This is a genomic window from Kribbella pittospori, from assembly GCF_004331465.1.
GTDB classification, from domain to species: Bacteria; Actinomycetota; Actinomycetes; order Propionibacteriales; family Kribbellaceae; genus Kribbella; species Kribbella pittospori.
The window spans coordinates 86048-108187 of record NZ_SJKB01000015.1; the positions used below are offsets into that span (position 1 = coordinate 86048).

Consider the following 22140-nt stretch of genomic DNA (forward strand, 5'->3'; position numbering starts at 1 on the left):
ATCGGCAACTGTAATCGCGCCGGCCCTGTCAGGCGATGCGCGAGGGGGCAGCGTCGAAACCGCGGATCGCTTCGACCTCGTCGGCCATCACCGAGGACAGCCCGCGCAGCAACCGGCGGGCCTCTCCGAGGTCCCACTCGTGGGAAGCGAGACGGTCGACGATCGGCTGCATCGGCAGAGCCAAACAGTCCCGCCGGGTCTGGTAGCCGGTCAGCCCGGACCCGGCGTCGTCCTCCGATCCCGATCCGGCAACAACGGCCTCCGCCAGCAACTCCGCGTCGCGCAGTGCGTCGGTGATCCCGTGAGTGGAGAGCGGATCTACCCAGCAGCCGGCATCCCCGACGAGCGCCCAACCACGCCCGTAGGGTCGACGCAGTCGCGCAGGCATCCCGCGGAAGAACCGCACAGCGCCGTACGGCGGTGCTGCCGTGAGGTCGGCAAGTCCGCCGTCGAGCCGCTCCAGCAGCCTGTGATGCGCGGCGGCAGGCCCTCGGTCGCCCGCAGCCTTGGCGAGCACGTCCGGTGGACCGCCGACGAACACGCACGCGAGACCGTCGTTCGTGGGGATGACCCCAGCGGACAACGCGTCGCCGTAGTACCAGTGATAGCCGTCCAGGTCCGCGGCTGGCCAGTACCCGTAGGCGTACGCCCCGGCGTTGGCGCCCGCTGCAATGGTCGGTGCGGCCACCCGAGCGGCCACCGCAGAGGCGCGTCCGTCGGCGCCGACAACGAGTCGCGCGTGATCGGTCCAGGTGGCCCCGCCATGGTCGCGCAGCACCGCTCCGACGACGCGGCCGGTGGTATCGCGGGCCAGGTCTTCGACCGCCGTCCCGAAACGGAACCGCGCGCCGGCTTCCTCCGCGGCGTCGACGAGGATGGCGTCGAGGACGGTACGACGTGGCGCGTACAAGGCGTCCACACCGGCATACGGCTTGAGCGAGACAGCCAGGGACTCCGCGCCGTAATGGAACGTCGCCCGGCGCACCGCAGGCGCGCCGCTGGCAACCACACGGTCGAGCAAACCCCAGCGTCGCAGTTGCAGGACGCCGCCGCGCATGAGCGCATGCGTGGACACGGTGTCCGAGCCTCGGCGGCCGCGGTCCACAACCAGCACCCGCAGGCCGGCGCGGACGAGTAGCAGTGCGGTCGAGGCGCCGGCGACGCGGCCGCCGACGACGATGGAGTCCCACTCGGTCGAGGAGCCCGTTGCGGTCATGGCAGTACTCCGTTCGGTTGGTGGACCACCACACCGCCGACCGTAGAAACACCGCCTTCCCCGAACCTTCCCCACGACTCCTCACCAAGAGTTGGGCCGAGCATGTGCTTGGCTGCATTCATGCGTGAGCCGCCGGAGGTCGTCTCAGCCGAGGCGGTCCTCGATGCCGTCCGAACGGGCTGGGCGATCGACCTCGACGCGATCGAACATCTGCCGGTCGGGTTCGGCGCGCACCACTGGCGGGTCTCGTACGGCGGGATGCCGCGGCTGTTCGTCACGCTCGACAGCCTCGGCCGACGCCACTCGGCGGAGTCGCTCGAGGCTGCTTACGCCGCGGCGGGCGAGCTGGCCGCGAGCGGACTCGAGTTCGTCGTGGCATCCATACGCAATCGCCAGGGTCACTACACGGCTCCGCTGGCCGGCGGCAGTCTGAGCTGTGTGCCATGGCTGGACGGCGAACCGGTCGGCTCAGGCGGCATCGACAGCGACCGCCTGGCTCAGCAGAACGCAGAAGCGCTCGCGCGCCTGCACGCCGCCGCGCCTCCCGCGGGCATCCCGAGCTGGCATCCCCGGGTCGGAGAGGACTTCGGCGACTCCTTGGCCGACCTGCTGCGCAACCCATGGCAGACCGGCCCGTACGGCGAACCTGCCCGGACTGCCCTGGCCCAGCGGATCAACGCGATCCGACGCTGGACCGACAGCTACCACGAGCTGGCTCGCCGGGCCGCAGACCATCCGTGGGTGCCGACGCACGGTGAGCCGCACACCGCCAACCAGCTCGTCACCGATCAGAGGGTTGTCTTCGTCGACTGGGAATCGCTGGCCCAAGCACCGCGGGAACGTGACGTGGGCACCCTGGTCGACTCCGGATACGCCGAACTGGCCGCTCCGAACTGGGAGATGATCGAGCTGTTCGACCTGGAGTGGCGACTGTCCGAGCTGGCGGAGTACGCGGACTGGTTCGCCCGGCCGCACACCGCAACCGACAGCGACCGAGTCGCCTTCAACGACCTCACCGTGGAGCTGAACCGACGCGACTGGACGCGACCCACCTAGTCGTCGGCCTCTGCGTGCCATGACCGCCAGAGTTTGCCGTAGACGCGTCCTGCGCTGACGAGTTCGTCGTGGGTGCCGAGCTCGACGAGCTCGCCGGCTTCCATGACGGCGATCCTGTCGGCATCGTGCGCGGTCTGAAGGCGATGGGCGATCGCGATCACGGTACGACCCCGCAGTACGGCGGCCAGCGATTGTTCTGTACGGCGTGCTGTCCTGGGGTCGAGTTGTGCGGTCGCCTCGTCGAGGATCAGGGTGTGCGGATCGGCGAGGACGACTCGTGCCAGCGAGAGTTGCTGGGCACTGGCTCCGTCGAGGGTGGTGTCGTCGCCGATCTCGGTGTCCAGCCCGTCGGGGAGGTCGTTCAACCACGCGGCTCCGACGGCGTCCAAGGCGGCGTACAACTCCTTGTCGGTCGCGTTCGGTCGTGCGATCCGCAGGTTGTCGCGCAGCGTGTCGTGGAAAACGTGATGGTCCTGGGTGATGAGTACGACGTGTTCGCGCAGCTCGTCGGGCGGCAGGTCGGCAACCGGCGTACCGCCGATGGTCACTGACCCGGTGTGCGGGCGGTCGAGGCCGGCGAGGAGCCGTGCCAGCGTCGATTTCCCTGCCCCCGAGGTGCCGACGATGGCCAACCGTTCTCCGGGTTGCACCGACAGATCAATTCCGTGCAGCACGTCGCGATCCTCGGTGTAGCTGTAGTGAGCGTTGCTCACCTGGATACGGTCGCCGTCCTCGGCGGCGCCGGCGTGCGTGGTTGGCCGGGGTTCCTCGTCGGGGACGTCGGCCAGACCCTCGACGCGGGCGTAGGAGGCGCCGGCGCCTTGTAGTTGTTCGATCCAGAGCATCAGGGTGTCGAGTGGGCCGACGAGCTGGCGTAGGTACACCGTTGCCGTCACGACTACACCGAGGCTGACCACACCATTGGCCTGCAGGGCGCCGCCGACCAGGAGAACTCCGACCACCGGCAGTGCCAGTGACACGTCTGCCCACGGAAACAGCACCGTTCGCAGCCACAGTGCCCCTAGGCGTGCGGACCGGGCTTGAGTGACGGCGGATTCTGCGGCCTGCGCTCGGCGGTCTCCCAACCCGAGCAGTTCGATCGTCCGGGCGCCTTTGGCGGTGCTGGCGACGACGTCCGCCAGTTCTGCTCCGGTCGCTGCGACCGCCAGATAGACCGGTCTGGCACGCCGCAGATACCAGCGCACGGCCGCCGCGACGCCGATCAGGCAGGCGAGCCCACACAGTCCGAGCAACGGATCCAGGACGACCACGGCGACGACGAGGAACAGGGCGTGGACGAGGGCAACGAGTACCTCGGGTACGGCGTACCGCAAGGTCATGGCCACCACGGATGCGTCGGTGCTTCCGCGGGCGATCAGGTCGCCGGTGGGCAGATGGTCTGCGACTCGTGGCGGTAGTGCCAGGGTGCGTTTCAGGAAGCGTTCTCGAACACGTGCCGCTGTGCGTTCGCCGAATCGGTAGCCGATCTTCAGCGCCCACCAGGTCAGGGTTGTCTGCACGATCGTGAACACCAAGGCGCCGAAGGCGAGACGGTCCACCCGGCTGAGCACATCACTGCCGCCGGCTTGGATCGTGTCGATGATCCGGCCGAGCAACCATGGCCCAACCAGGCCCGCTGCAGCGGCAAGCCCGTTGACACAGACGATCCCGACCACGGCGCCCCTGTCCGCGCGCAAGTCACGCAGCGCCGCAGCACGGACCTCGCGGGTGCCTGCGATCGGCAGTTGCCTACTCATCGTTCTCCTGATCGCCCTGTGCACGGGATACCACGTCTCGATAGCCGCGATCGCTGCGCAGGAGTTCGGCGTGTGTCCCGACTGACGACGTCTGACCGTCGACCAGGACGATGACTTCGTCGGCGCGGTCCAGTACGAGCGGTGACGTCGTGGTGATCACCGTCGTCGAGTCGCGCCGGGCTTCGCGGAGCCGGTCGATCATGGCTGCTTCGGTGTTGGCGTCGACCGCGGAGGTGGGTTCGACTGCGAGCAGGACTTCAGGTGCGGCATAGATCGCCCGGGCGAGTTGAATCCGTTGCCGTTGGCCACCAGACAGGTCACTCCCGCCGGCCGCGATCGACGCGTCCAGACCGCCGGGCAACGCCTCCACGACGTCCTCGGCCACGGCCGCGTGCAGGGCGGCACGGATTCGGACGTCGTCGGGTTCAAGGCGTCCCGCAACGATGTCGCGGACCGTGCCGGCGAACACCTCGGCGTGGTTGTCGGCGACAACCAGCCGGCGCCTGAACTCGTAGCGGGCAACATCATCGATCCGTACGTCGGCCCAGGTCGCACCGGCCTCGGGGTCGGTGCTCAGCTGCCCAAGCCTCTCGACCACAGCGACTGCCTCCGCCGGGCGGGCAGCGACCAGCGCGGTGAACCGTCCGGGATAAATCACGACGCCCGATCGCGGATCGGCCAATGGGCCTCCGTCAGTGGGAATCACCCCGTCGCGGTCGTTGTCGCGTGTGACCGGCAGGTTGAGCAGATCGATGATTCGCTGACCGGCCACCCGCGCACGAGCGATGTCACCTCCGCCCTCGATGAAGGCCGACACCGGTACGACGAGCACGGCGACGTAGCCGTAGACGGCAACAACGTCTCCGATGCTGATGTCACCGGTCGCAGCCATGCGCGCCGACAGCCACACCACCGCGGCCAGGAACAGCGCCGGGAGTCCGGTGGACAGTGCGCCGACCCAACTCGAGGGCCCGGCGACGCGGTAGCCACGATTCACCAGTCCTTGCGAGTCCTGTCCGTACCGCTCGGCGACAACGCCCTTCCCGCCGAGGCCGTTGAGCACTCGTAGCCCGGCCAGGACATCGACCAGGCGGGTCGTCAGCCGCCCCTGATGCACGCGGTACTCGCCGCCGGTGCGCTCGATGCGCTGCAAGAACGGGCCTACTGCGACAGCGAGCAGCGGAACGCCGGCGAGCACGACCGCGGCCAGCAGTGGCGAAATGGTGAACAGCACGACCGCGACTACGGCGTACGCGACCACCGCGCCGACGCCGGGACCCGTGACAGTCAGCGCCATCGCCACCGTGTACACGTCGGCGATGCCAACCGTCACCACCTCTCCAGCGCTCACGCGACGCGTCAGAGAGGCGCCCAGGCGGGACGTGTGCCACACCGTTGCCCGGACCGAGCGAAACGATGCGTCCATCCGGATCTTGGTCATCGTGCGATGCCGCGCGATCCCCACGAGCGCGTTCAGCACGCTGACCACGAGCAGGAGCAGAGCCCACCAGACGAGGGCGGCCGTGTCTCCGGCGACAAGTCCGTCATCCACCGCACGGGACAGCACCCACGGTGGCACCGCCAAGCCGACCATCCAGAGGGTGCCCAACAGCGCACCTGTCGCGACCCGCCGCGACTGCGATCGAGTGAGCCAGAAGAGGAAGCGCCAGGGGCTGGTCAGATCACCGTGTGTCGGCGGGATCCACGTCTCGGTCATCCGGTCCAGCCAGTGGCGAACGGCAGCCATCCGCCACCTCCGCTGCCGTGCACCGCCGCTGGCCATGCGCAGATCCTCGCAGCAATACCCCGGCCGGGGAAACGAATTTGTGATTCGATTCACAAATGCCGCAGTACCCGGAGCCGGGCGAAGCGGTGGCCCTGAGCAACTAAGTGGCCGATCAGGTGGCCCGCAGCCGAATCATCCGCCCGGGATGGTTGGGGCCGGTCGGGGTGGCGATGAGTCTGGAGGCGCGTGGTCTGCAGCTCGAGGAGGGACGTTCGGATGGCCGAGCCGGATGGGGACACGACCGACTGGCGCGAACTGGTGGCGGTTGTGCTGCTGTCGGTGACGGCCATCCTGACCGCTTGGTCGGGGTTTCAGGCCAGCAAGTGGGGCGGGGCCATGTCGATCAGCTTCTCCCAGGCCTCCTCGGCCCGGATCGAGGCGTCCAGACTGGAAGGCGTCGCCAACCGGAAGATGACGATCCAGGTGTCGCTGTTCACCCAGTGGCTCCAGGCCTACCAGGCCAAGGACGCCGAGCTCACGAGCTTTCTCCAGGCACGCTTCCCCGAGCCACTGGCGACGAGCTTCCCGATCTGGACGCAGTCCAGGCCGCTGCAGAACCCCGACGCGGCGCCGACCCCGTTCGAGCTGCCCGAGTACTCGATCCCCGAGCTGAAGCAGGCACAGCAGTCGGACGCCCGCGCGGACGAGAGGTTCGCGACGGCGCTGCGCAACAACCAGCGCGGCGACAACTACACGATCCTCACCGTCGCGTTCGCGACCGTGCTGTTCTTCACCGCGCTGTCCTCGCGGATGCGGCGACGCCGGTATCAGCTGGCGTTGCTCGCGATGGCAGGCCTCGGCTTCGCCATCTCGGCCGGATTCCTGTTCTCCTTCCCGATCCTCATCTGAGGTTCTGTATTTGCACTGGTGGGGGTCGCACCGGGGTGAAAGGCTGGGTGGGGTGAGGACCTACGGGCAGTACTGCCCGATCGCGCGGGCGTCCGAACTGCTGGCCGAGCGCTGGTCGTTCATCATCCTGCGCAACATCGTGCTGATCGGCTGCCGGACCTTCAACGAGATCGCCGACGGCGCTCCTGGGTTGTCTCGTGGCCTGCTGTCCAAGCGGTTGCGGGATCTGGAACGCGCCGGCGTACTCGAGATCCGTCCGAAGCCCGGCGGTCCGGGCTCGACGTACGAGCCGACGCAAGCGGGCCGGGAGCTGTCGGAGGTCATGCTGGCTCTGCAGCACTGGGGATCGCAGTGGGCGGAGCTGACACCCGAGCACGCGCATCCGGGCATCGTGCTGTGGGGCTTCGTGAACAGCCACCTCGATCGCGGCCGGCTTCCCGACCGCCGGGTCCTGGTCCGGTTCGACTACGCGACGCTGTCGGGGCCGGGCAGCCGCGGCTGGCTGCTGATCGAGCGTGGCGACGCTGAGATCTGCGAGAGGCACCCCGGCGGAGAAGAAGATCTGGTGGTCGTGGTGAGCGATCCGGTGGCGTTCGCTCGCTGGGATCTCGGAGAGCTCGAGTGGGGCGACGCCTTGCGGTGCGGGGCGATCGAGGTTCGTGGACCGCGCGCGCTGGCGCGGGCACTCCCCACCTGGAAGCGCCGCGTCGACTGAAGCCCACAGGTCGGCAGGGGTTCAGACACTGCACTTCTTGTGTGGTCCTGCCGACGGCAGCATCGACGCATGAGCAGGTACCCAGTGGTGGTGGTTGGAGCTGGCCAGGCGGGCCTGGCGGTGAGCTACGAGCTGACCGCCCTCGGGATCGATCACGTGGTGCTCGAACGTGCGCAGGTTGGCCAAACCTGGCGGAGCCTGTGGGACAGCTTCTGCCTGGTCACACCCAACTGGACCATGAGTCTGCGTGGCGCGACGTACGCCGGTGACGACCCGGAGGGCTTCGTCCCGCGCGACGAGATCGTTCGATACCTGGAGCGGTACGCGTCGAGCTTCGGTGCGCCGGTTCGCGAGGGTGTCGCCGTGGACAGCCTCGAGCCCGGACCCGACGGCGAGTTTCTCCTCCGCACCTCGGTCGGCGAGCTGCAGGCCGCGACAGTTGTTGTGTGTACGGGCGCCTTCCAGCGACCACACCGCCCCGAGGTGGTGGCCGGGATCCCGAACGACGTGACGGTGGTCGATGCCCATGACTACCGCAACCCTGCCGCTCTTCCGCCGGGGAAGGTCCTGGTCGTCGGAAGCGGTCAGACCGGCTGCCAGCTCTCCGAGGAGCTGCACGAAGCGGGTCGCGACGTGTTCCTGGCCTGCGGACGGGCGCCCTGGCTGCCGCGCCGTACCGGCGGCCGCGACATCGTCAGCTGGCTGAAAGAGACCACCTTCTTCGACACCCCGCTGAGTGCCCTGCCCTCACCGGCGGCTCGGCTGGGCGCCAACCTGCTGGTGACCGGCCAGCGAGGCGGCCACGACCTGAACTACCGGACCTTGCAGGAGACGGGCGTACACCTCCTGGGCCACTTGGCCGGGGTCGAGGACCATCGGGCGTACTTCGCCGCTGACCTCGCCGACTCGGTCGCTTTCGGCGATGCGCGGTACGCCGACCTGCGCAGGCTGCTCACCGAGCAACTCCCCGCCAAGGGGATCACGGCACCCGAGCTGCCCGACCCACCGCCGTTCCACGCCGACCCGCCGTTGGAGCTGGATCTCAAGGGGTTCGTGGTGATCGTCACCTCCGGGTTCCGCCCCGACTACACCCGCTGGGTGCGGTTCCCTGCGTTCGACGCCATGGGCTTCCCGCTCACCGACGACGGTGCGAGCACGCTGGTCCCGGGCCTGTACTTCTGCGGCGTCCACTTCCTGCGCAAGCGCAAGTCCGCGGTGCTGTTCGGCGTCGGCGAGGACGCTGCCATCGTGGCCCGATCAATCGCCCGCCAACAGTTACAACCCCAGCCCGTCTAAGAACCTGTACAGCCTCGCCCTTGCGTCCTTTACTGGCGGTAGGCGGCACTTGGGCCGTCGTCCGTGCTGGGAGGGCTTGTGGCGCGGGGTGGGATGAGATGGCCGGTTCGCGCGCTCGTAGCGCTCGCCAGCGGCTTCATGCTGCTCCTCGGCGGAGCCTGCACGCGCCCGGACGACAGTGAGCCGGATGTGGCCGCACACCCGGTCGGTGCTTGGCCGCTGCGTGGCAACCTGACCGGTGACCGCGCGCTGTTGGACGCGGCAAGGGAAAGGCTGGAGGCGGAAGGACACTCACCCGGCAGATGGCTGCTCGCTACCCGGGTCGAAGGCCTGACCCTGCTCGTGGCCGAGACACCGGCCCACGACGGATCGCATGTCGCTCTCTATGGCCGGGCCGGTACTCCGGTCCCGGCGATGCGAATCGTCGACCTTGGCAAGCCGACGAACGCGTCGTCGATCTCGCTCGGGATCGACAACACGATCGCCGCGATGGCCCTGGTCGTGCCCGCTCCGAACGTCACCAGAGTGGCGATCAAGTCCGGCGTTGGCCCTGGAGGCGCGCCGATCATGGTCGACGTCCCGATTCGGGACGGTGTCGCGGCGCTGCCGCTCAAGGGGCAGCGGCCGGCCAACACGCTGATTGAACTCGATGTAGGCGGGCAGGTGGTCGGCGCGCCGCCCGAGTTGCAAGCCTTCGACGTGGACGATCCCGTTCAGGCGCAGCCGGACTTCAAGCCTGGACTGGAGACAACACCGGCTTCAGATTCGTACGGGAGAAACTACACGGCCTTGTGGTCGTTCGTCGGGTTGCTCGCCTTTGGTGTGGCGGCGTGGTTGGCGGCGAGCCGCCTCCGTAGTCGCCTGTCGATGCGCCCGGCCGATGGGCGGTGGTCGCGGGCAGCTCTGGCGGCCATCGTGCTGGCCTTGGTCACGCCGCTGGTGCAGTGGGCCGCGTCCGATGCGATGTACGCGCTGGCGTATTCGGACCCGTCATTTGACGCGTCCGGTCTCTTCCTTCAGGTCGTGCCCGCGGTGCTGGTCAGCGCTGCGGGGGTCCGCTCTGCACGTACTGGGCTCCGCGAGGTCCACGGCCAGACCAGCGGCCGCGCCCTGGCGATTTCGGCGACAGTCGTTGCGTACGTCGCCGCAGGCTTGATGCTCGTGGTGGCACTCTTGTCCCTCATCGCCACAGCCGGTCAAGGAGGATGACACGCATCGTGTTACCTGTGTCAGCGCGGTTGAAGCGCAGGGTCGCCGTTGACTTCCCGGCGGCTGGGTCGGCGGAAGAAGTCGTGCGGCTCCTGGCGAACGGAGCCGACTCCGAACGCGTCCAGGCAGCCATCGTGCTGGCTGCCCAAGGCGACATCCGCAAGATTCAGTGGGGGATCAAGGAGGCGTCCATTGACTGGCGCGACGTCCTCGTCAGCGGCGGGCTGGCCGATCAGGATTGGGCGGTAATTCTCGATCGACAGCTTGGTCCGGCGACCGGTTGATCGTCAGTTGGCTGTGAGCTTCTGAGTGATCGCGTCCCGGCTGGTCTCTGGGTCGTCGGTGTGGTCGACGCCGAGCTCTGCGAGAAGGCCGAGGGCGGTCTGCCAGTGCTGCCTGGCCCCGGCCGGGTCGCCCAGGACGGAGTACGCCGCGCCGAGGCCGTCCTCGGCCCGCGCGAGATCGGCACGCAGTCGCTTCCGCTCGGCCAGGAGTTGAGCCTGCCGGTGGTGCTCGAGCGCGGACCGGCCGTCACCGAGGTCGACGTACGCGCGTCCCATGCCCTGGTGTGCCTCGTACTGCCAGTTCCGGTTCCCGGTGCGGACCGCTACCGCGAGCACTTCGCGGTAGGAGTCCAGCGCGGATGACGGGTCGCCGCTGCGGCGGCGGGCGTTGCCCAGGTTGTACATGCCGGCGAGCTCGCCGATGGGTAGACCCTCCTCGCGCGACAGTGCCACCGCACGGCGGAACCCGTCCACGGCTGCGGCTGTTCGGCCGAGCTCCGCGTCAGCCCGGCCACGGCCGATCAGGGCGTCGACCTCCCGCGCCCGGTAGCCGACTCGCCGAGCCAGAGCGAGGGCCTGGTCGAAATGGCTCACGGCCGTCCGGTACGCGCCCTCGCTCAACCGGGCATGGGCCACAGTGGAGTGCGACTCCAGCTGCCCCAGCTCGTCGCCGGCGTCCTCTGCCAGCCGCAGTGCGCGGATGAGGTGCTCGTCGGCATCAACGGGGCTGCCGCCGTACTGCACTGTCGCAGCCAGCCCGATGTGCGCCTCCACCTCCACCAGAGTCAGTCCGTCCGCGGCGGCAAGCGACAGCGCCTGGGCGAAGTGGTCGGCGGCGCCCTGGTAGTCGTTCTGGCGCCGGCGTATCCGGCCGATGTCCCCGTGCGCCCTGGCTGCGGCGGCCCGGTCGCCCAGATCGTCAGCGGACTCCAGCGCCAGCAGGTGCAGTACGTCGGCCTCGCCGAGCCGGTCGCGCATGATCAGCCGGCGGTGCACCAGGCCGGCCAGGTCGCCCACGTACCGATGCAGCTCGAGTTCGCGGGCGGCTCGGGCAGCGGCCACCACGTTCGGCAGCTCGGTGTCGAGCCATCCGTTCGCCTGGTCCGCGGTCCAGTCCGGCGGGTCCACCACGTACGGCGGTTCCGGTCGGCGACTGCGGGTGTACGGATGGGCCAGATCCATCGCAGCACTCGCCCATGCGCAGTAGTGGTCGAGGAGTCTGGTCAGCGCAGCCGACCGGTCCTGCGCAGTCTCGGTGGCCTGGGCGTGCCGGGCCGCATGGGCGCGGGTGAGGTCGTGCAGGCTGTACCGCCCGGCCGGGCCCTCGTCGAGCAAGTGCAGGTCTTGCAGCGTCTCCAGCGCTGAGCGGGCGGCGACATCATCAGTGCCGAACAGCGCTGCGGCCGCTCCGAGGTCGATATCCGGGCCGGGGATCAGGCCGACCAGACGGTAGGCGCGCCGGGTCGGCTCGTCCAGGGCGGCGTACGACAGGTCGAGGGCGGCGGACACTCCGAGCGTTTCGTCATCGAGCCGGTCGAGTACGGCGGCACGTTGCTCCTGCAACCGTAGTACGAGGTCGGCCAGTTGCCACGAGGGCCGGGACCGCAGCCGGGCCGCCGCGATCCGCAGCGCGAGTGGCAGTCGGCCGCAGAGCTCGACCACCTCGGTCAGCTGATCGGAGCTCGGCCCTGTGGACTCCGAAGCACGGGCGAACAGGTCGATGGCTTCCGGCCGGGGCAGTGTGCCGAGCCGGATGGTCGCACCCCGGTCGAGGCTCGCGAGCGTGTGGCGGCTGGTGGTGAGGACCTGGCAGGTCGCAGTGGCCGGCAGCAGCGGCGCGACCTGACCGGCGCCGGCCACGTTGTCGTACACGAAGAGCAGCCGTCGGTCGGCGACCAGGCTGCGGAACAGACCCGCGCACTCCTCGACATCGACCGGGAGCTGATCGCCCGGCACACCCAGCGCCCGCATGGTCCGCGCCAGCGCCTGATCCGGTTCGAGCGGGTGCATGCGGTCGCTGAACCCGTGCAGGTCGATGAAGATCTGGCCGTCGGGGAAGTCCGGCGCCAGCAACCGGCCCGCCTGGACCGCGAAGGCCGTCTTCCCAACCCCCGCCATGCCTTCGACAGCAATGACGGACCGGCCTTCGGCGACGCGCGCGTGCAAGGCGGCGAGCTCCTCGTGCCGGCCGACGAAGTGCGAAGGGGCGGGCGGCAACTGGTGCGGCCTGTCGGGGACCGTGAGCGTCGCTCCGCGCGCGGCGGCCGCCAGCTCGAGCGACTCGTCGTCGGTCAACCCGAGAACCTCCGCGACCAGCCGCAGGGAGCTGCCACGCGGCCGGACGGACTCTCCGGTCTCCCAACGCCGCAGGGTCCGTGGATCGAGACCGGATCGCTGCGCGAGCTCTTCCTGGGTGAACAGGGCGCGCTCCCGCCACCTGCGCAGCAGCTCCCCGAAGGTCGACGGACCGGTCACACCTGCCTCCCCGTCGCAGTTTAGGGCGCAGGAGGTCACGACCGGCCGCCGCTGCCGTGAGGCCTGCCGGAAGTGTCCGCAAGATGTCCGGTCGACGACCTGGGACCGGTGCGTGCCGCCGTGAAGAGTCGATCAGGACGCCAGCCACCCCGGGAGGACAGATGCACGCCCACCACTGGACGACCAAGTCCCGGCACCGGACCAGCCAAGGCACGATCGGGTACCAGCACTGCACCTGCGGCCGCTGGCGCATCCACCGCGACACCACGGTCCACGCCCCCGAGACCGTGGCGATCCTGTCGGCCGTCCCACCATCCGACCGACTGCACTGACCGGAACGCAGGCCCGGCGGCCATCCCTCCACGCCGCCGGCCCTCGCCGCGTGGGCTTCAGCCCTTCAGTACGTCGTACACGAGATGTGTGACGCGGTCGCCCTGGACGACCTGCGACGGGTTGTCGAGCATGAGCGGCTCGGACAGCGGACCGGTCGCCCAGAACGGACGGCCCGAACCGAAGACCACCGGGACGAGATTGACGACGACCTGGTCGATCAGCCCGAGCCGCAAGGCCTGTCCGCCGATCTGGCCGGCAGCCACATCGACGATGCGGTCTTCACCGGCGTACTCCCGCCCCGCCTTGATGCCTTCCTCGACGCTGCCGACGAAGGTGAACGGCGCCGTACCGGCGTGCTCCCAGTCCTTCGGTGGTTCGTGCGTCACCACGAAGACATGCTCGCCGGCGGCCGGTACGCCGTTCCAGCCGTTGGTGAGGTCGAACAGGCGGCGGCCCATGATCACGCACGCGATGCCCTTGTAGTGGTTTCGCGTGAAGTCGGCCGATGCCTGGGTGGTGCTGACCTTGTCGTCGCTGCCTTCGAAGGACCAACTCACGTCCCCGTTGCTCAACCAGTCGAACAGCGGTCCGACGCCGTCGCTGTCGTCGGCCATGTAGCCGTCGAGGGAGACAATCGCTCCCATGATCGTCTTAGCCATCAGACCCTCCCAGGTGTGCAGGTAGTGGATCTGACGATAGGAGCACGGCCGCCCGCTCCGAATCAGTCAGACGACTGGTGCTGTCGTACGCGACGGGTGGTGCGGATGGGCTACGGCGTCAGTCCGGCGAGCTGCGAGCGTCTGCTGACGCCCAGCTTGGGGTAGGCCTTGTAGAGGTGGTGACCGACGGTGCGTGGACTGAGGAACAGCTCGGCGGCGATCTCCCGGTTGCTCATGCCCTGCGCGGCTCGGCGTACGACCTGCAACTCCTGCGGGGTGAGCTGGCCGGCACCACCGATCCCGGTCGCCGGCTCCGGAGCGGTGTCGCCGAGCGCAGTCAGCTCGGTGCGGACGCGTCGTTCCCAGCCGTACGCCGCGATCCGCTCGAACGTGCTGAGCGCCTCCATTAGTTGTGCCCGGGCCGCCGTACGACGGCGATTGCGTCGCAGCCACTCGCCGTACGCTAGACAGGTGCGCGCGCGGTCGTACGGTCCACATTCTTCGAGACGCAGCGCCGCCTCGAAGGCCTGCTGCGCCTGGCCTCCCTCGCTGAGTAAGGCCTCGCACCGCAGTACGAGCGCTTGTGCCGCGGGGTTGCCCGATTCTGTCGCCCACTCGATCAGCGCCGGGAGGTACCGCCGCGCACGATCCGTCTCACCTGCCCGTACGGCGGCCTCGACGTGATCGGGGATCGCGCGCACGGCCACGTCCCGGCCGGACGGTCCGTCGCAGACTCGCTCGAGACGGTCGAGTGCGGCGGCAGGCTGGCCGGCCATCAGATCCACCAACGCCAGGCCCCAGGTCACCAGAGCTGCCGACATCCGGTGCTGCCTGGTGTCGCCCAGCACCAGGTCTGCCTGCTCGCCGGCTGAGGCGTCGCCGCGAACTGCGGCAAGCCAGGCCGAGATCGACGTCAGTACGACGACCTGCAGGTCGTGACCGAGGTCGGTCGCGAGCTCGATCGCTTCGGTCACCGTCGCTTCCGCGTCCTGGAAGCGGCCGGTCACCAACTGTGCGAGCGCGAGTGGTTCCTGCGCATACGGCAGCCAGCCGAGCGCGCCGTCAAGGCGCAACGTGGCGACGTGGCTTTCGAGCAGTTTGAGCGCCAGGGTGTCCTCCCCGATGAGCACGGCCATGTACCCGGCCGTCAGCCGGTCGAGCGTGGCGTCCAGCTCAAGGGCAGCGGGCAGCAGCGTCCGCATCGAGGCGACCGCGGGCTTGACGTTCCCGAGCAACAGGTCGCTGAAGCCGATCAACGCCTCGGCCAGGCCACCGGGGACGGACTGTAGTTGCTCAGCGCAACGACCAAGCAGGACAGGATCGGCCGCGTCACGCGCACACCACGTAGCCTCGGCAAGGATGGACACAGCACGGTGTGGGTCGGTCGAAACGATCGGTACGGCGGCGGCCAGAGACAGCGCACTCGCCTCGGCGGGAGAGATGCGCTCGTACGCGACCTGGGCCCTGATCCAGTTGGCCTCGGCCCGTTCGCTGGGTTGTCTGGTCAGCGCGCCGCCGGCCGCGGCCAGCTCGGCCGCATGATCGAGCCCGCCCGCGTCGTACGTCGCTCGAGCTGCTCCGACGAGACGCCTGGCTCGGTCGGCGCGGTCGTTGCTGAGCTGTGCGGCCCGTTCCAGCGCTCGCGCCGCGGACGCCGGGCCGCCGCGCCCGACCGCACGGAGCGCGGCGCGTTCGAGCTCCGCGGCGGCCAGGTCATCGGTGCCACCGGCAGCGGCGGCGAGGTGCCACGCGCGCCGGTCGGCGTCACGCGGGTCCGAGAACGACTCCGCCAGCGCTTCGTGCGCGGCCACCCGTTGGGCGAACGGCGCGTCCTGGTAGACCGCCGATCGGATCAACGGGTGCCGGAACTCGACGGAGTCGGAGGTCACCCGGACGAGTCGCTCCTGCTCGGCCTGCTCGAGGTCCGCGGCAGCCAGCCCCAGAGACGCGGCGGCGGCCAAGAACGCCTGGAGCTCTGAGGTGTGGTCGGCGGCGGCAAGTAGCAACGCTCGCTGCGCGTTCTCCGGCAAAGCGCGGACCTGCAGGCGGAAGTGCTCCTCCAAGCGTCCACTCGCAGGCAGCGGTGCGACTGGCGCTGACGGACGATCGGCGCGATCGCTCGCCGCCAACTCCAGGATGGCCAGCGGATTCCCTTCGGATTCCGCGAGGACACGCTCGGCTGCCTCGCGCGGCAGCGTACGAACGCTGGCCAGCAGACGAGTCGAGTCCGGTTGATCCAATCGTTTGAGGGCGATGCTTTCCAGCCCGGCGGCAGGGAACGGTCGGTCGCCGTCCCGCGCGGCGAAGATCATCGCGACCGGGTCGGTGTGCAGGCGCCGTACGGCGAACAGCAGTGCGTCGATCGAGGATCGGTCGAACCAATGCGCATCGTCGACCAGGCACAGCAGCGGCCGCTCCTCAGCCAGGTCGGAGAGCAACGTCAGCACTGCTGCTCCGACCGCCGGCGGTCCACCCGGCAAGGTGCTCGCGCCGAACGCGGTCCGCAGTGCCTGACCTTGACGACCCGGCAACGCGTCGAAGCGATCGGCGAAGCGAGCAAGCATCAACTGAAGTCCGGCGAACGGAAGCTCGGCCTCGGACTCGATGCCGACGACCCGCAGTACCCGCATGCCGTCAGCAGCAGCCGCCGCATGGTCGAGCAACGCGGTCTTGCCGATCCCCGCCTCGCCCCGCACCACCAGCGACCCACACCGGCCCTCACCGGCCTCGGCGAGCACCCGCTCCACCGAAGCCCGCTCCACCGCCCGCCCCACCAGCATCGCAGCAGCGTAACCCCAACAACGGGCCCACATGTGCGAGCATGATCGCCGATTCGACTCCTGCCAGGCACGCCAGATCGGAGCAGCTGTGTCCACTGTTACCGCTGCGGAATTCACTTGGCCGCTAGGCGACGACGCCGTACTGATCCCGCGGACGGCCGCGATCGCGGAGGCGCACTTCGCTCTGGTGCAGGCCAACTATCAACGTCTCGCGCAGTGGTTCGGAGACGCGTACCAGGAACCACCGGTGCTGGAGGAGACCCGCGCAAACCTGGTGGAGGCTGGGCAGGGCTGGCTGAACGGATCGTTGCTGCCGCTGTCCATCGCGGTCAAGGCGGACAACGGCTGGCGCCTGGTCGGCTGGGCCCAACTCGAGATCAACCGTCAGGCGCGTTCGGCCGAGATCGGCTACTGGCTCGACACCGACTTCGTCGGCCGTGGACTGATCAGCCGAACCGTCACCGCCGTACTAGACCACGCCTTCGGCCCACTCGCCCTGCTCCGAGTCGGGCTATGCACCACGATCGACAACACCCGCAGCCGCAACGTAGCCGAACGCATGGGCTTCACCCAGGAAGGCGTACTCCGCGAAGCCGCCGCCTTCCCCACCGAACACCGCGACCTCGTGATCTACGGCCTCCTGGCCCGCGAATGGCGGTCGACGACCAGAGCTGACGCCACGCCGCGCCGCTAGCGTCAGCTCTGGTCTCTTCGGTGGAACAGGGTGCGGTTGCGCCATGGGTTGTTGTGCCAGTTCCTTGCGTGGATGAGGCCGACGGCGAGCAGGCCGACCGCTGCGGCGGCGTACCCGGGCAGTGGGTGGCCGGACACCTGGGCGTAACGCCAGGAGATCGCGGCGATCACGAACGCCACCCAACCGACCACGACGTTCACCGTTGCGGATTGCCCGAACGGCGTTGGGTTGGTCCGTCCGGTGCTGCCGAGCATGAAGTACGGAAGCCCGTTGCCGATGAAGAAGCCGGCCACGAGCGCGAGCAGGACCGTCGTCAGCATCAGGCGTCGCCCGCCTGGTGGCGAAGAAGCGGGAGCAGTACGTCGTCCACGAGTCCGGTCAGGAACTCGTCGTCCAGCGGCTCACCGGTGACGAACGCACGCGAGAACAGCATCGCCGAACTGAGCTCCGCGAGCAGCGCGCGGTTGATCGCAGCCGGCAACTCACCTCTGGCGACCGCTCGATCGATGGCTGGGTCGAACGCCTGCCGTTTGTCGTCGACCATCCGCGCTCGTACCGTCCGCGCCAGTTCCTCGTCGTGATGCATCGCCGTCAGCAGCCCGAGCAGCAAACCGGAGTCCTGCCCGGTCAATCCGTCGCGCATCCCCTGCAACGTGCCCAGCACATCGGCGCGCAGATCCCCCGGATCCGGCCGCTCGGCCATCCGCTGCCCGGTATGCCGCTCCACCGCGGCCACCACCAACTCAGCCTTACCCGACCACCGCCGATAGATGGTCGCCTTACTCGCACGAGCCCGCAACGCGATCGCATCCATGCTCATCCGGTCGTACCCGATCTCAGCCAGCAACCCCAACGTCGCCCCCAGAATCGCCTCCTCCCGAACCTCACCCCGCACCACCCACCACCCCAAGTGAACGAAACCGTTTCGTTCACATTATCACCGCGGGGTCAGGTGTGGTTCTTCTTGTAGGTGGTTGTTTGGGGGCAGGGGTGGAAGTCGATGGATTGGTAGAGCTTTGCGGCGACGGGGTAGGCGGGGTCGCCTCGGGGGTTGACTATTGCTTGGGTTGCGCCGGCGTCCCGCAAGGCTGTGAGGGCGGCGAGGTTGACGGCGGTGGCGAGGCCTCGGCGGCGGTGGGCGGGGTCGGTTCCGACCGGCTCGATCAGGCCGACCTTGTTCGCCTCGTCGAGCCAGGCCAAGGAGGTGGAGACGAAGTTGCCGTCGTGATCCTCGACGACCCAATCGAGCTCGTGCCGGTACGGCCAGGCGTTCATCACGGATTGATAGGTGTCCGCAGACAGCGTCGAGCCGAAGTCGGACCAGGTCGCGCGGTGTCCCGCACTGCGTCGTTCGGCCTCATCCGGGCGCACGTGACGAAGCAGGTACCCGTCGGGACAGGACGGGACCGCGACCGACGCGAGCGACCTGTGGTGGTGCGTGACGAACGGTGCCTCTACGTCAGCCCGGTAACCAGCGGACTCGAGCGCCGCGGTCAGGTGTACTTCGGTCTCGAGCACGGAGCAGGTGAGTTCCGGCGCAGAGGCGACCTCTTCGAACCAGGCAATGACATCCGCCGCCAACTCAAGACGGGACACGTCGGTCACCAGCGACAGGTGTCCAGGAAGCTCCACCCATCCCCAAGCGACAGTCTCGCCGTTGTCCTCCCACAGCGAGGTCCGCCATGTGGATTCGACGCCGGGAACAGTACGGCGTTGCCACGCCAGATCACCGATATGCCAGTTCGAGTCGACGGTCCAGAGACGTTGAACCAGCCGCTGCATCGCCCGAAGGTCGTCAGCTCCACGGAAGTCCCGGCGACTCGTCATGGCTCGTAGTGGCGGAAGGTGAAGAGATGGGTGCCGGGGACAAAGGGCTGAGGAGTGCCGGTGTAGCGGTGGACGCCTACACCGAATCCGACAGCAGGGTCGGAGAGGTAGAGGCGTTCGAAGTCGCGCGATTCAAACCAGGAGCAGATCTCGGGCACCAGATCGGGGTCGTCGCGGTGGCGGGTCCAGATCACGGGAGCACCAGAGCCACACAGCTGCGGGAGCGCAGCGATCGTGCGCTGGATGTCTTCGTCGCTGATGTTGCCGAAGATTCCGCAGGCCAGCACGATGTCCGCGGGCACCATCCCGGCGTACTGATCGATGAGGGCAGCGTCGCCTGCGCGGATCTCGACTTGATCGAGTCCGAGTGCGCGAGCGGCTGAGGCGGCACGGTCGGCGATCTCGGGGTCGAGCTCGACCAGCCGGGCATGCACATCACCGCGGCGTGGATGATCGGCCAGGACCTCGAGTACGTCGCGGCCTTGGCCGGCGCACAGGCTGACGATGCGCAGCGGTCCGGCAGCGCAGTCCGCCAAGGCGGACCGGAGCTGTGTCTGCACGACCTTCAACCGCTGGGACAGCACCGACCCCGGGTCGTCGTACTCGTCGTGCCAGGCGGACCAGTCCATGCGCTAGCTCCTCTCAGGAACTTCCTATCAAGTTCTCAGTGCAATCACGGGCCGATCGCGGAACCCTGCCCGTCCCAGCTCCGTTGACGGACGAAAGTCCGCCAGGCGAAGGGACGACAGCATGACAGGTACCGCCGACACGATGACGGCCGAGGAGCTGACGTACCCGAACGACTCGGTGGTCGTACTCGCCGGCATTCCAGGAGCCGGCAAGAGCACCCTCCTCGACCGCCTCTTCCCCGAAGACACCGACCGCGTGTACGACTCGGGCCGCCTCCGCGATCGCTGGCTGCCGGTCCTCGGCGTACTCCCCTACCCCTGGTGGCGGCCGCTCCTCCATCTCACGTACTACGCGATCGTGCTCAACGCGATGCGCACCGGTCCCCTGCTCGTGCACGACTGCGCCACCCGTCCATGGGTACGACGCCTCATCGGCTGGCGGGCACGCCAGACCGGGCGGACAGTGCATCTGCTCCTGCTCGACGTACCCGATGACATCGCCCGCAACGGACAGCAGGCGCGCGGACGCGTCGTACGCAAGGGCAGCATGGCCACGCACTGCCGTCGCTGGCCGCAACTCCTCGACCAGGCAGTCGCCGACCCCACCGAAGTCATCCCCGGCGCGGCCTCCGCCGTCGTTCTCGATCGCGACCAGGCCAACCGGCTCGAAGCGATCAGCTTCCGTTGAGGCCGGCCTCCAACCCGTCCAGGATCAGATCCAGCCCGTACTCGAAGTCCTCCACCCGCCCGGATCGCATCACGTGGCCGATCACCTCCACGACATGCGGGAACTCCTCGGCGGAAAGTCCCGGGAGTACGTCGGCCGACACCCGCGACGCCTCGTCGGCGGCGAACGGCAGATTGAGCTGCTGCAAGGTGAACCCGTAGAGGTGACTGTCCAGCGTGTGCCAGGCATCCAGCGCACCCTCGATCGTGAAGCCGCCCTCGCGGAGCCGACCGAGCGTCGCGTCCAGGTAGCGCGTCATCCCCAGGCCGATGCTGTACCGGGACATGATCTGCATCGCCGCCCACGGATGGGCGACCAGCACCTCGTGCGCCGAGATCGACCGCCGCCGCATCGCCTTCTTCCAGTCGGTCCCGGCAGGCGGTACGTCGATGTCGGTCAGCACCAGGTCGACGATGCCGTCGAGGATGTCGTCCTTGTTCTTCACGTGGTTGTAGAGCGACATCGCCTCCACGCCGACCTCCTGGCCGAGCCGCCGCATGGTCAGCGCGTCCAGGCCCTCCTTGTCGGCCAGCGTGATCGCCGCCCGCAGGACCCGCTCCCGGTTCAGTGGCTCGCGCCGTACCGCCATTCCGATCCTCTCGCCGACCGTGGGACTTACATCGTAAGCGTACAGAGTAAGCCGAGCGTCGCAGGAACTGTCGGTGCCGGGTGATTGAGTCGTACTTCGACGTTGGGGAGGAATGGGTGTGAAGGTTCGGGTTGCTCGCGAGGTGCTGGCCGAGGCGGTCGGATGGGTGGCGAAAGGGCTGCCGAGTCGGCCGAGCGTGCCGATCCTGGCCGGGATGGTGGTGGACGCGGAGGACGGTCAGGTGACGCTGTCCGGGTTCGACTACGAGAGCTCCGCGCAGGTGAGCGTGCCGGCGGAGGTGGCGGACGGCGGGCGAGTCCTGGTGTCGGGTCGTCTGCTGTCCGACATCTGCCGAAGCATGCCGAGGGACTCGGTGGATCTGAGCGGCGACGCGTCCCGGGTCCAGGTGGTCAGCGGGAGTTCGCGCTTCGCGCTGCAGACCCTTCCTCTCAACGAGTATCCGGCGCTGCCCGAGCTGCCCGGGGCGAGCGGTGTGGTCAACGGAGATGCGTTCGCGCGCGCCGTCGCGCAGGTCGTGAGCGCGTCCGGCCGTGACGACACGCTGCCGGTGTTCACCGGCATCCGGGTTGAGCTCCGCGGATCGACCATCTCGTTGCTGGCGACCGACCGGTACCGGCTGGCGCTCCGCGTCATCGAGTGGGAGCCGGCCGACCCGAGCGTGGAGGCGAACGCATTGGTGCCGGCCCGGATGCTCCAGAACGTCGCCAAGGCGATGGCCGGCCACGATCTCACTCTCGCGCTCGGTTCAACCCGCACAGGGGACGGGTTGATCGGGTTCGAGGGTGGCGGCCGGCGGGCGACGGGCCGGCTGATCGACGGCGACTTCCCGAAGGTCCGCAGCCTGATCCCGGCCGAGTCCGCGATCACCAGCACCGTCCAGGTGGACACAGCCGCGCTGCTCGAGGCGGTGAAACGAGTCGCGCTGGTGGCCGAGCGGACGACCCCGGTGCGGATCAACTTCGCGGACGGTACGGCGACTCTCGATGCCGGGACAGGTGAGGAGGCACAGGCATCGGAGTCGGTGGAGGCGACGATCACCGGCGACCCGGTCTCCACCGGGTTCAAGGCGGAGTACCTCCTCGATGCGCTCGCCTCACTGGGGATGCCGATCGCGCACTTCGCCTTCACCCAGCCGCTGAAGCCCGCGAACCTGACCGGTCTCCGCGCTCCCGACGAGACTCCGACCGGAGACTCGGCGTACATCCTGATGCCGATGCGGCTGCCGACTTGATGTCAAA

Annotated in this window: 21 protein-coding genes; 10 read left to right on the top strand and 11 right to left on the bottom strand. The window is 68.7% G+C overall.

Annotation, left to right across the window (positions count from 1 at the left end; all coding sequences use genetic code 11):
- Positions 1–28: 28 nt before the first annotated feature.
- Positions 29–1216, bottom strand: a complete 1188-nt coding sequence (locus E0H73_RS35820; protein WP_131364020.1) for an NAD(P)/FAD-dependent oxidoreductase — start codon at positions 1214–1216, stop codon at positions 29–31.
- 120 nt (positions 1217–1336) lie between these two features.
- Between E0H73_RS35820 and E0H73_RS35825 the strand changes: the two genes are divergently transcribed.
- Complete coding sequence (locus E0H73_RS35825) at positions 1337–2272, top strand: phosphotransferase (RefSeq protein WP_131364022.1); 936 nt, start codon at positions 1337–1339, stop codon at positions 2270–2272.
- Here E0H73_RS35825 and E0H73_RS35830 read toward each other — a convergent pair.
- Both E0H73_RS35830 and E0H73_RS35835 read right to left on the bottom strand, forming a co-directional pair.
- Positions 2269–4029: an ABC transporter ATP-binding protein gene (locus E0H73_RS35830; RefSeq protein WP_131364024.1), complete on the bottom strand. Its 1761-nt coding sequence runs from the start codon at positions 4027–4029 to the stop codon at positions 2269–2271. The genes E0H73_RS35825 and E0H73_RS35830 overlap by 4 nt on opposite strands.
- Complete coding sequence (locus tag E0H73_RS35835; protein ID WP_131364026.1) at positions 4022–5776, bottom strand: ABC transporter transmembrane domain-containing protein; 1755 nt, start codon at positions 5774–5776, stop codon at positions 4022–4024. The genes E0H73_RS35830 and E0H73_RS35835 overlap by 8 nt, the downstream gene beginning before the upstream one ends.
- A gap of 255 nt (positions 5777–6031) precedes the next feature.
- Between E0H73_RS35835 and E0H73_RS35840 the strand changes: the two genes are divergently transcribed.
- From E0H73_RS35840 to E0H73_RS35860, 5 genes are all read left to right on the top strand, one after another.
- A complete protein-coding gene (locus tag E0H73_RS35840) occupies positions 6032–6664 on the top strand; it encodes a hypothetical protein (RefSeq protein ID WP_131364028.1) in 633 nt (210 codons plus the stop codon).
- Between the two features lie 52 nt (positions 6665–6716).
- Complete coding sequence (locus E0H73_RS35845; protein ID WP_131364030.1) at positions 6717–7379, top strand: winged helix-turn-helix transcriptional regulator; 663 nt, start codon at positions 6717–6719, stop codon at positions 7377–7379.
- Between the two features lie 69 nt (positions 7380–7448).
- Positions 7449–8675, top strand: coding sequence for a flavin-containing monooxygenase (locus E0H73_RS35850; protein ID WP_131364032.1), 1227 nt, complete (start codon positions 7449–7451; stop codon positions 8673–8675).
- 93 nt (positions 8676–8768) lie between these two features.
- Complete coding sequence (locus tag E0H73_RS35855; RefSeq protein WP_131364034.1) at positions 8769–9884, top strand: hypothetical protein; 1116 nt, start codon at positions 8769–8771, stop codon at positions 9882–9884.
- Complete coding sequence (locus tag E0H73_RS35860) at positions 9881–10168, top strand: hypothetical protein (protein WP_131364036.1); 288 nt, start codon at positions 9881–9883, stop codon at positions 10166–10168. The genes E0H73_RS35855 and E0H73_RS35860 overlap by 4 nt, the downstream gene beginning before the upstream one ends.
- Before the next feature lie 3 nt (positions 10169–10171).
- Here E0H73_RS35860 and E0H73_RS35865 read toward each other — a convergent pair whose 3' ends face one another.
- Positions 10172–12643, bottom strand: coding sequence for an ATP-binding protein (locus E0H73_RS35865; RefSeq protein WP_165555945.1), 2472 nt, complete (start codon positions 12641–12643; stop codon positions 10172–10174).
- A 161-nt stretch (positions 12644–12804) separates the two neighbouring features.
- Between E0H73_RS35865 and E0H73_RS46160 the strand changes: the two genes are divergently transcribed.
- Positions 12805–12975, top strand: a complete 171-nt coding sequence (locus E0H73_RS46160; RefSeq protein ID WP_165555942.1) for a hypothetical protein — start codon at positions 12805–12807, stop codon at positions 12973–12975.
- 57 nt (positions 12976–13032) lie between these two features.
- Here E0H73_RS46160 and E0H73_RS35870 read toward each other — a convergent pair whose 3' ends face one another.
- Both E0H73_RS35870 and E0H73_RS35875 read right to left on the bottom strand, forming a co-directional pair.
- A complete protein-coding gene (locus tag E0H73_RS35870; RefSeq protein WP_131364040.1) occupies positions 13033–13635 on the bottom strand; it encodes a dihydrofolate reductase family protein in 603 nt (200 codons plus the stop codon).
- 110 nt (positions 13636–13745) lie between these two features.
- The gene (locus tag E0H73_RS35875; protein WP_165555946.1) at positions 13746–16415 is read right to left on the bottom strand and encodes a helix-turn-helix transcriptional regulator; all 2670 of its coding nucleotides are present in this window, start codon (positions 16413–16415) and stop codon (positions 13746–13748) included.
- An 88-nt stretch (positions 16416–16503) separates the two neighbouring features.
- Here E0H73_RS35875 and E0H73_RS35880 point away from each other — a divergent pair, with 88 nt between their 5' ends.
- Positions 16504–17109 carry a GNAT family N-acetyltransferase gene (locus E0H73_RS35880; protein WP_165555947.1) on the top strand — a complete coding sequence of 202 codons (606 nt, stop codon included), beginning with the start codon at positions 16504–16506 and terminating at the stop codon, positions 17107–17109.
- A gap of 2 nt (positions 17110–17111) precedes the next feature.
- Here E0H73_RS35880 and E0H73_RS35885 read toward each other — a convergent pair whose 3' ends face one another.
- From E0H73_RS35885 to E0H73_RS35900, 4 genes are read right to left on the bottom strand one after another with little or no spacing between them, the layout of a single operon-like run.
- A complete protein-coding gene (locus E0H73_RS35885) occupies positions 17112–17429 on the bottom strand; it encodes a hypothetical protein (RefSeq protein ID WP_131364046.1) in 318 nt (105 codons plus the stop codon).
- Complete coding sequence (locus E0H73_RS35890) at positions 17429–18004, bottom strand: TetR/AcrR family transcriptional regulator (RefSeq protein ID WP_165555948.1); 576 nt, start codon at positions 18002–18004, stop codon at positions 17429–17431. The genes E0H73_RS35885 and E0H73_RS35890 overlap by 1 nt, the downstream gene beginning before the upstream one ends.
- A gap of 53 nt (positions 18005–18057) precedes the next feature.
- Positions 18058–18891 carry a GNAT family N-acetyltransferase gene (locus E0H73_RS35895; RefSeq protein ID WP_165555949.1) on the bottom strand — a complete coding sequence of 278 codons (834 nt, stop codon included), beginning with the start codon at positions 18889–18891 and terminating at the stop codon, positions 18058–18060.
- A 41-nt stretch (positions 18892–18932) separates the two neighbouring features.
- Positions 18933–19565 carry a class I SAM-dependent methyltransferase family protein gene (locus E0H73_RS35900; protein ID WP_131364052.1) on the bottom strand — a complete coding sequence of 211 codons (633 nt, stop codon included), beginning with the start codon at positions 19563–19565 and terminating at the stop codon, positions 18933–18935.
- Between the two features lie 121 nt (positions 19566–19686).
- Here E0H73_RS35900 and E0H73_RS35905 point away from each other — a divergent pair, with 121 nt between their 5' ends.
- Positions 19687–20253, top strand: coding sequence for an AAA family ATPase (locus tag E0H73_RS35905; RefSeq protein WP_131364054.1), 567 nt, complete (start codon positions 19687–19689; stop codon positions 20251–20253).
- Here the strand turns inward: E0H73_RS35905 and E0H73_RS35910 are convergent.
- A complete protein-coding gene (locus E0H73_RS35910; protein WP_131364056.1) occupies positions 20240–20881 on the bottom strand; it encodes a TetR/AcrR family transcriptional regulator C-terminal domain-containing protein in 642 nt (213 codons plus the stop codon). The two genes, E0H73_RS35905 and E0H73_RS35910, sit on opposite strands and share 14 nt — an antisense overlap.
- 118 nt (positions 20882–20999) lie before the next feature.
- On the opposite strand from E0H73_RS35910, the gene dnaN reads away from it, so the two are divergent.
- Positions 21000–22133, top strand: a complete 1134-nt coding sequence (gene dnaN, locus E0H73_RS35915) for a DNA polymerase III subunit beta (RefSeq protein ID WP_131364057.1) — start codon at positions 21000–21002, stop codon at positions 22131–22133.
- The last annotated feature ends 7 nt before the right edge of the window (positions 22134–22140 follow it).

What these genes read in the sequence shown, in the direction of transcription:
- E0H73_RS35820 (WP_131364020.1), bottom strand. Translation starts at nt 1,216, where the DNA reads ATGACCGCAACGGGCTCCTCGACCGAGTGGGACTCCATCGTCGTCGGC.
- E0H73_RS35825 (WP_131364022.1), top strand. Translation starts at nt 1,337, where the DNA reads ATGCGTGAGCCGCCGGAGGTCGTCTCAGCCGAGGCGGTCCTCGATGCC.
- E0H73_RS35830 (WP_131364024.1), bottom strand. Translation starts at nt 4,029, where the DNA reads ATGAGTAGGCAACTGCCGATCGCAGGCACCCGCGAGGTCCGTGCTGCG.
- E0H73_RS35835 (WP_131364026.1), bottom strand. Translation starts at nt 5,776, where the DNA reads ATGGCTGCCGTTCGCCACTGGCTGGACCGGATGACCGAGACGTGGATC.
- E0H73_RS35840 (WP_131364028.1), top strand. Translation starts at nt 6,032, where the DNA reads ATGGCCGAGCCGGATGGGGACACGACCGACTGGCGCGAACTGGTGGCG.
- E0H73_RS35850 (WP_131364032.1), top strand. Translation starts at nt 7,449, where the DNA reads ATGAGCAGGTACCCAGTGGTGGTGGTTGGAGCTGGCCAGGCGGGCCTG.
- E0H73_RS35855 (WP_131364034.1), top strand. Translation starts at nt 8,769, where the DNA reads ATGAGATGGCCGGTTCGCGCGCTCGTAGCGCTCGCCAGCGGCTTCATG.
- E0H73_RS35860 (WP_131364036.1), top strand. Translation starts at nt 9,881, where the DNA reads ATGACACGCATCGTGTTACCTGTGTCAGCGCGGTTGAAGCGCAGGGTC.
- E0H73_RS46160 (WP_165555942.1), top strand. Translation starts at nt 12,805, where the DNA reads ATGCACGCCCACCACTGGACGACCAAGTCCCGGCACCGGACCAGCCAA.
- E0H73_RS35870 (WP_131364040.1), bottom strand. Translation starts at nt 13,635, where the DNA reads ATGGCTAAGACGATCATGGGAGCGATTGTCTCCCTCGACGGCTACATG.
- E0H73_RS35875 (WP_165555946.1), bottom strand. Translation starts at nt 16,415, where the DNA reads ATGCTGGTGGGGCGGGCGGTGGAGCGGGCTTCGGTGGAGCGGGTGCTC.
- E0H73_RS35885 (WP_131364046.1), bottom strand. Translation starts at nt 17,429, where the DNA reads ATGCTGACGACGGTCCTGCTCGCGCTCGTGGCCGGCTTCTTCATCGGC.
- E0H73_RS35895 (WP_165555949.1), bottom strand. Translation starts at nt 18,891, where the DNA reads ATGCAGCGGCTGGTTCAACGTCTCTGGACCGTCGACTCGAACTGGCAT.
- E0H73_RS35900 (WP_131364052.1), bottom strand. Translation starts at nt 19,565, where the DNA reads ATGGACTGGTCCGCCTGGCACGACGAGTACGACGACCCGGGGTCGGTG.
- E0H73_RS35905 (WP_131364054.1), top strand. Translation starts at nt 19,687, where the DNA reads ATGACAGGTACCGCCGACACGATGACGGCCGAGGAGCTGACGTACCCG.
- E0H73_RS35910 (WP_131364056.1), bottom strand. Translation starts at nt 20,881, where the DNA reads ATGGCGGTACGGCGCGAGCCACTGAACCGGGAGCGGGTCCTGCGGGCG.